The sequence below is a fragment of the Neobacillus sp. 204 genome, from assembly GCF_046562815.1.
Lineage (GTDB): Bacteria > Bacillota > Bacilli > Bacillales > Cytobacillaceae > Neobacillus.
This window is the reverse complement of sequence record NZ_JBJORY010000054.1, coordinates 1-656: the sequence shown is the minus strand read 5'-3', so window position 1 is coordinate 656 and position 656 is coordinate 1. Positions and strand designations below refer to the sequence as shown.

Annotated in this window: 6 tRNA genes; all 6 read right to left on the bottom strand. The window is 51.2% G+C overall.

The window, feature by feature from the left end:
• Positions 1-17: 17 nt before the first annotated feature.
• Positions 18-106: transfer RNA gene (locus tag ACJ004_RS30130), tRNA-Leu, on the bottom strand.
• Positions 107-111: 5 nt separating this feature from the next.
• Positions 112-186 (bottom strand) — tRNA-Gly (locus ACJ004_RS30125).
• Positions 187-223: 37 nt separating this feature from the next.
• Positions 224-308, bottom strand: a tRNA-Leu gene (locus ACJ004_RS30120).
• A 35-nt stretch (positions 309-343) separates the two neighbouring features.
• A tRNA-Lys gene (locus ACJ004_RS30115) sits at positions 344-419 on the bottom strand.
• Between the two features lie 10 nt (positions 420-429).
• Positions 430-502: transfer RNA gene (locus tag ACJ004_RS30110), tRNA-Thr, on the bottom strand.
• 21 nt (positions 503-523) lie between these two features.
• Positions 524-599, bottom strand: a tRNA-Val gene (locus ACJ004_RS30105).
• Positions 600-656: the final 57 nt, after the last annotated feature.

Genomic DNA, 656 nt, shown 5'->3' with positions numbered 1-656 from the left:
GAATTTCATTTACTTAGTGGTGCCGAGGACCGGAATCGAACCGGTACGGTAGTCACCTACCGCAGGATTTTAAGTCCTGTGCGTCTGCCAGTTCCGCCACCCCGGCAATTTTGGAGCGGAAGACGGGATTCGAACCCGCGACCCCCACCTTGGCAAGGTGGTGTTCTACCACTGAACTACTTCCGCACTTTATGATAATTTAATATACTTTCGCAAAATACTTTGGTGCGGGTGAAGGGAGTCGAACCCCCACGCCTTGCGGCGCCAGATCCTAAGTCTGGTGCGTCTGCCAATTCCGCCACACCCGCGATATTGAAAGTTATTTTGCTTTCGCAAAATACTTTGGTGAGCCATGAAGGACTCGAACCTTCGACCCTCTGATTAAAAGTCAGATGCTCTACCAACTGAGCTAATGGCTCATACAAAAGGTGCCGGCGAGAGGACTTGAACCCCCAACCTACTGATTACAAGTCAGTTGCTCTACCAATTGAGCTACCCCGGCGTAATGTATGAAAGGTAAATATGGTGGAGGATGACGGGATCGAACCGCCGACCCTCTGCTTGTAAGGCAGATGCTCTCCCAGCTGAGCTAATCCTCCGTATTTACAGCCTGGCAACGTCCTACTCTCACAGGGACGCGTGTCCCAACTACCATT